6 protein-coding genes are annotated in these 5919 nt (G+C 71.6%); 3 read left to right on the forward strand and 3 right to left on the reverse strand.

What is annotated here, in order from left to right; translation table 11 throughout:
- A partial coding sequence (locus ACWGIG_RS21065; protein WP_453323163.1) for a superoxide dismutase family protein occupies positions 1-562 on the forward strand: 562 nt, incomplete at its 5' end.
- 143 nt (positions 563-705) lie between these two features.
- Here the strand turns inward: ACWGIG_RS21065 and ACWGIG_RS21070 are convergent.
- The 3 genes from ACWGIG_RS21070 to ACWGIG_RS21080 form a co-directional block, all read right to left on the reverse strand.
- A complete protein-coding gene (locus ACWGIG_RS21070; RefSeq protein ID WP_453323164.1) occupies positions 706-1248 on the reverse strand; it encodes a DoxX family protein in 543 nt (180 codons plus the stop codon).
- A gap of 177 nt (positions 1249-1425) precedes the next feature.
- The gene (locus tag ACWGIG_RS21075) at positions 1426-3111 is read right to left on the reverse strand and encodes an alkaline phosphatase D family protein (protein WP_453323165.1); all 1686 of its coding nucleotides are present in this window, start codon (positions 3109-3111) and stop codon (positions 1426-1428) included.
- A 178-nt stretch (positions 3112-3289) separates the two neighbouring features.
- Positions 3290-3958 carry an HNH endonuclease family protein gene (locus ACWGIG_RS21080; protein ID WP_453323166.1) on the reverse strand — a complete coding sequence of 223 codons (669 nt, stop codon included), beginning with the start codon at positions 3956-3958 and terminating at the stop codon, positions 3290-3292.
- 309 nt (positions 3959-4267) lie between these two features.
- Here ACWGIG_RS21080 and ACWGIG_RS21085 point away from each other — a divergent pair, with 309 nt between their 5' ends.
- Both ACWGIG_RS21085 and ACWGIG_RS21090 read left to right on the forward strand, forming a co-directional pair.
- Positions 4268-5017: an ABC transporter permease gene (locus ACWGIG_RS21085; protein ID WP_453323170.1), complete on the forward strand. Its 750-nt coding sequence runs from the start codon at positions 4268-4270 to the stop codon at positions 5015-5017.
- A 283-nt stretch (positions 5018-5300) separates the two neighbouring features.
- Positions 5301-5882, forward strand: a complete 582-nt coding sequence (locus tag ACWGIG_RS21090) for a TMEM165/GDT1 family protein (RefSeq protein ID WP_453323167.1) — start codon at positions 5301-5303, stop codon at positions 5880-5882.
- The last annotated feature ends 37 nt before the right edge of the window (positions 5883-5919 follow it).

A 5919-nucleotide genomic window follows, 5' to 3' on the forward strand; every position in this document is an offset into this window, starting at 1 on the left:
GTACGCCGAGAGCGCCGAGAGCACCAGTCACGCCACTCACGTCACGAACGTCTCGTTTGCCGGACACGCCCAGGACGGCGGCAGCAGGGGCGGAGACGGGCAGGGCCTCACGGTCGACGGACGCTTCGCCCCGGCTTCGGCGTTCGTGCCGCCGGGGGCCGTCTCGTACGACCCGGGGCTGGTGCCGGCCGGTGCCTGGATACGGGTCCAGCAGAAGGCCGACCTGAAGGGTACGAGGGTCACCGTCCAGGTGAAGGGGCTCGGGCCGGGCCATGCGTTCGGGATGCATGTGCACGCGAAGGCCTGCGGTGTCGATCCCGAGGCGGCAGGGAAGCACTACCAGCACGTCAAGGACCCGAAGCTGGTCAACCCGGAGAACGAGGTGTGGCTCGACCTCACCACCGACGCGTCCGGCGGTGCCGAGGCGACCGCGCACCACGCGTGGGGGCTTCCCGAGGGCGCGGCCAAATCCGTGGTCCTGCACCGCGAACAGGGCGGCGCGGGCGAGCGGGTCGGCTGCTTCACGGTGCCGTTCGGGGACTTCAGGACCGGCGTGAAGTGACCGCCTGAGGTGAAGTGAGCCCCTGAGGTGAAGTGACCGCCTGATGTGAGCGGAGTGGGCCGGGCGGGGGGGGAGGAGGCCGGACAAGGGTGGTCGGGCCGCCGAGCGGAGCGCCCCCACCACCCCTTCCGTACGCAAGCGGCTCAGGCGGACGCCGCCACCCGCTGCTTCCCCCGCTCCGTACCCGGCTGCTGTCCGCGCCGCGCTGCCAGCAGTCCGTCGACCGCCGCCGCGCCGGGCCCGGTGAAGACCAGCAGCAGGAAGGTCCAGCAGAACATCGCCGACGCCTCGCCGCCGTTCTGCATCGGCCACAGCGCCTCCGGCTGGTGCACCACGAAGTACGCGTACGCCATCGACCCCGACGAAATCAGCGCCGCCGTCCTGGTGAACAGGCCGAGCGCCACCAGGACGCCGCCGACCAGCTGGATCACCGCCGCGTACCAACTGGGCCAGGCGCCCGCGACGGCGGTCGCGCCGGTGCCGCCCGCACCGCCCAGCACGCCGAAGAGCGAGGCGGCGCCGTGGCAGGCGAAGAGCAGGCCGGTGACGAAGCGGAACAGAGCGAGGGCGTACGGCCCGGAGTCCGTCAGCCGCGCGGAGAGGGCGGACTGGGGCGACTGCGCGGAGGCAGCGGATGGCGCCGAGCCGGAGGACGGCGCCGATGGCCGTGCGGGGGATGCGCTCATGAGTGGGGGACTCCTTCGGTGAGGCCTGGGGAGGGCCTGATGGGGACGCAGCCCGAAGAGACCTGCGATTCCCAGGAGGTTAGGTAAGCCTCACTGTGCTTGCAAGTTCAACATTCGACTTGTGTCTGGAATTCGCCCCCAAGTGGCGCTTCTCTTACGGTAGTTACCCCTGTTGTGTCATTCGTGTGTCAGATTTGTGGTCATGGCCGTCACGAGTCGTGCCGTGCCGTCTCCCTGTCGCCCGCCGCGCGGTCGCTGCGCCTGGTCCAGCCGCAGCTGTGCCGAGCGTCCGCGCAGGGTCAGCGTCATCAGCTGGTTCCCGAACCAGGGTCCGCCCGTCCGCCGCCATTTCAGCGGCGGCTCCGCCAGACGCCCGTGCCGCGCCAGCCGGCGCCCCAGCCGCTGCCCGGTCCTGCTCCAGCCGAAGCGGAACCCGAGCTTGATCGACGACGGGATGCCGTTGTGCACCGGCGAGCAGGTCAGCTGGAACACCCGGGCCGTGCCGGGGTGCGCCTCGTCCGGCCACCGGGTCGGCTCGGCGACGTACGCGTGGTGCACGTCGCCCGACAGCACGCAGACCGTCGCCGGGGCGCCCGCACCGCTGCCGACCTCCGCGATCAGCCGCGCCAGCCGGTCGAAGGACGCGGGGAACGCCGCCCAGTGCTCCAGGTCCGAGCGCCTGCGCAGGTCCTCCGCGAACCGCGCCCACCTGCTGCCCCGGGTCCCCGCCGCCAGTGACGCGTTCCACCCCTCCGCGTCGTGGATCAGCGGCGGCAGCAGCCACGGCAGGGAGGTGCCGATCAGGAGGTGGTCGTACGGGCGGGAATCGTCCAGCGCCTGGTCGGCGAGCCAGCGCGCCTCGTCCTCGTCGAGCATCGCCCGCGCGCCCTCCTTCAGGACCCGCGCCGCCCGGGTGTCCACCATCAGCAGCCGTACGGAACCGAAGTCGCGCCGGTAGCTCCAGCGCACGCAGGCCGGGTCCTGGTCCGCGCGGGCGGCGAACCGCCGCAGGACGTCAGTGCCGTCCGGAACGGCGCGCACCGCCGCGTACAGCTCGTCGGCGGCCAGCTCGGCGGGGGAGAGGTTGCCCAGGTGCTGGTGGACCCAGTACGACATCAGGCCGCTGAGGATGCGCTCCTGCCACCACGGGGTGGCGCGCATGTCGGCGACCCAGGCGGCGCTGGTGTTCCAGTCGTCGATCACGTCGTGGTCGTCGAAGATCATGCAGGTGGGGACGGTGGAGAGCAGCCAGCGCACCTCGGGGTCGAGCCAGGACTCGTAGTAGAGGCGGGTGTACTCCTCGTAGTCCGCGACCTCCACGCCGGGCGGTTCGCGCAGGTCGCGGCGGGCGGCCAGCCAGCGGCGGGTGGCCTTGGAGATCTCGTCCGCGTACACCTGGTCGCCGAGCAGCAGGAGCACGTCAGGGCGCTCGGCGAACGCAGCGTCCGGGCTCTTGGCCAGCCGGGCGGCGAGGGTGTCCAGCGCGTCCGGACCCGCCGGGTCCTTCTCACCCTCGGCCGGAGCCGCCCACCGGCACGAGCCGAAGGTGATCCGGGCCGAATCGGACTGCGGGAGAGGGGTGTTGATGGTGCTCGGGGGGAAGGCGGAATCCGGCAGCGGCCACACCGGGGTGCCGCCGAGCCGCACCTCGTACCGCGTGGAGCGGCCCGGCCGCAGACCGGTCACCTGGATCAGGGCGTAGTGGTGCCCCGCTATCTGGAAGGTCTCCGCGGTCCCGCCGCCGCCTTCCTCGCAGACCACCTCCGCCGTGCAGGGGCGGTCCGCCTCCACCCAGACGGTCGCGGCGTCGCCGGTCTCCCAGTCGACGTACCTCAGTACTGGTCCCAGGCGCAGCCCGGTCATGTGCCCTCCTCCGTCGTCCCCCGTGCGGGGCCAGCCCGTACGGTACGGAACGACGGAGGAGGGCGGGGAAGTTCCTCAGGTCAACTTGGCGTTGACTTCGGGACCGGAGGCGGGCCGGTGGTGGGTCCGGTGGCAGGCCCGAGGGTTTCGTGGCAGGTCAGCGGCCCTGCTCGCGGGTTCAGCAGTTCTTGAGCACGCCCTCCAGGGCCGACTTCTCCGCCTGGTCGACGGTCATCTTCCAGTGGTGCTTCACGTGCACCCACATCTGCGCGTACGTGCACTTGTAGGCGGTCCGCGACGGCAGCCACTCGGCCGGGTCCTTGTCGCCCTTGGCCTGGTTCACGTTGTCGGTGACCGCGATGAGCTGCGGGCGGGTGAGGTCGTTGGCGAAGGCCTGCCGGCCGGCGGTCGTCCAGTTCTTGGCGCCCGAGCGCCACGCCTCGGCGAGCGGCACCATGTGGTCGATGTCCACGTCGGAGGCGGCCGTCCAGGTGGCGCCGTCGTACTCCGAGTACCAACTGCCCTTCACCGCGGCACACGTGGTGTCCTGCTCGACGTTCTTGCCGTCCCGTTTCAGGACGACCTCGCGGGTGTTGCAGGCGCCGGACTGGGTGGACCAGTGCGGGAACTTCTCCCGGCTGTAGCCGTCCGAACTGCCCTCCGCCCCGACGGTCAGCGCGGCCAGGTAGGTGCGTGCGGTGGCCGCGTCGACCGGCGGGGGCGGCGAGGCGAGTGCCGTGGGGGCGGTGGTGAGCAGGCCCGTGACGGCGAGCGCGGCGGCGCTCGCGGCGACGGCCGTGCGACGCGCGTAGAACTTTGCGGACGGTGCTGCGGCGTGGCGAGACATGCGAACTCCCGAATGGTGGGGGGAAGTTGAGCTGCGCGTCCCGTCAACTACCGCGCAACCCGGCCATCGTGGCGACGCCGGGTTTCCGGGAGGCGTGCACCAGGTAACAGAGTGGCGACATGAGCACGTCAGATCAAGGAGTTCGGAGGCATTCACCGAACCTGACGATTCGACACCATTCCTACACGCCGGTGTACTTAGGGTTGCCCGGTGACCGCAGCAGAGCCCGCCGAGCCGGCCCAGTTCACCCAGTCCGCCGGGTTCACCCACCCCGCCCCGTTCACCCGGACCGCCGAGTCCACCCCCACCCTGCTCCCCGTCAACGCCACCCTTGGTGCCGTCCTCGCCGTGCTCCTCGTCCTCGCGGTCACCGTCCTCGCCTGCGCCCGGCTGTCCGGCGACGGCTCCCGCGGGCGGGGCCGGGAGGTCGCGGTCGCCGGGGTGCGGGCCGCCGTCCAGCTCGCCGTCGTGGCCTTCGCCATCGGGTGGGTGGCGCGCTCGGGGTGGCTCCTGTGCGGCTTCCTGCTGCTGATGTACGGGGTCGCGGTACGGACCGCGGGCCGTCGTCTCACCCGTAACGGCACCTGGTGGTGGGCGGCCGTGCCCGTCGGGGCCTCTGTGGTGCCCGTGGTCGTGGCCCTGCTGCTCACCGGGCTCGTCCCGCCGCGCGGCATCGCGCTGATCCCCGTCACCGGGATCCTCATCGGCGGCGCGCTGACCGCGACCGTGCTGGGCGGGCGGCGCGCGCTGGACGAGCTGACGGCGCGGCGCGGTGAGGTGGAGGCGGGGCTCGCGCTGGGGTTCTCGGCGCGGGAGGCGCGGCTGGAGGTGGCCAGGGCCGCTGCGTCGGACGCGCTGCTGCCGGGGCTCGACCAGACCAGGACCGTGGGGCTCGTCACGCTGCCGGGGGCGTTCGTCGGGATGCTGCTCGGCGGGGCTTCGCCGGTCATGGCGGGGGCGGTGCAGCTGTTCGTACTGGTGGCGCTGCTGGCGGTGCAGGCGGTGGCGGTGGCCGGGACGCTGGAGCTGGTGACGCGCGGGCGGCTGCACAGGGACTGACGTCCGCGCCCGCGCCGAGCTCGGACTGCGGGGCCGGCCGAGTCGTCCCGTACCCTGTTCGGAGCAGAAGGGGAGTAGCTCTTCGCCGGACCGTCGACATACTGCTGAGCACGCTCAGCCGGCGCCCGGAGGCAGAGGGGGACGAGAGTTCCCGTCGGCCAGCGAGACCTTCGGCCGCAGTTGTTTTCGTATGTTTTCGATGACGCTGTCGTGCCGAAGCGACCCCGGAAACAGCCAGGTCTCTCGGTTCGGACAGCCCGACCGATTGAGGAAACCCCCTTCCATGATCAGCTTCACCATCATGGCCATCACCTTCGGGACCGTGTTCCTGGCCGAACTCCCCGACAAGACGGCTCTCGCCGGGCTGATGCTCGGCACCCGCTACCGCGCGAGCTACGTCTTCGCGGGCGTCGCCGCCGCCTTCCTCGTGCACGTCTGCATCGCCATCGCGGCGGGCAGCGTGCTGACCCTGCTGCCGCAGTGGATCGTGCAGACGGTGGTGGGTGTGCTGTTCCTGGCGGGAGCGCTGGTGCTCCTGTTCAGGAAGGGCGATGACGACGAGGAGGTCAAGCCGCCGCGGGACCAGTCCTTCTGGAAGGTCTCCGGAGCGGGCTTCATGCTCATCCTGGTCGCCGAGTTCGGCGACATCACGCAGATCATGACGGCGACGCTGGCCGCCCGCTACGACAACCCGGTGTCCGTGGGCATCGGCGCGGTCCTCGCGCTGTGGGCCGTCGCGGGACTCGGCATCGTGGGCGGCCAGGCGCTGATGAAGCGGGTGCCGCTGCGGCTGATCACCAAGGTGGCGGCGTGCCTGATGCTGGCGCTGGCGGCGTTCAGCCTGTACGAGGCGATCGCGGGCTGAGGTTCTTTTCCGGCGTACGTACGTGAGAGGGGTGGCC

Source organism: Streptomyces sp. NPDC054863 (assembly GCF_053610825.1).

Bases quoted from the DNA above. Each gene is read 5' to 3' on its own strand.
- ACWGIG_RS21070 (WP_453323164.1), bottom strand. From the start codon at position 1,248: ATGAGCGCATCCCCCGCACGGCCATCGGCGCCGTCCTCCGGCTCGGCG.
- ACWGIG_RS21075 (WP_453323165.1), bottom strand. From the start codon at position 3,111: ATGACCGGGCTGCGCCTGGGACCAGTACTGAGGTACGTCGACTGGGAG.
- ACWGIG_RS21080 (WP_453323166.1), bottom strand. From the start codon at position 3,958: ATGTCTCGCCACGCCGCAGCACCGTCCGCAAAGTTCTACGCGCGTCGC.
- ACWGIG_RS21090 (WP_453323167.1), top strand. From the start codon at position 5,301: ATGATCAGCTTCACCATCATGGCCATCACCTTCGGGACCGTGTTCCTG.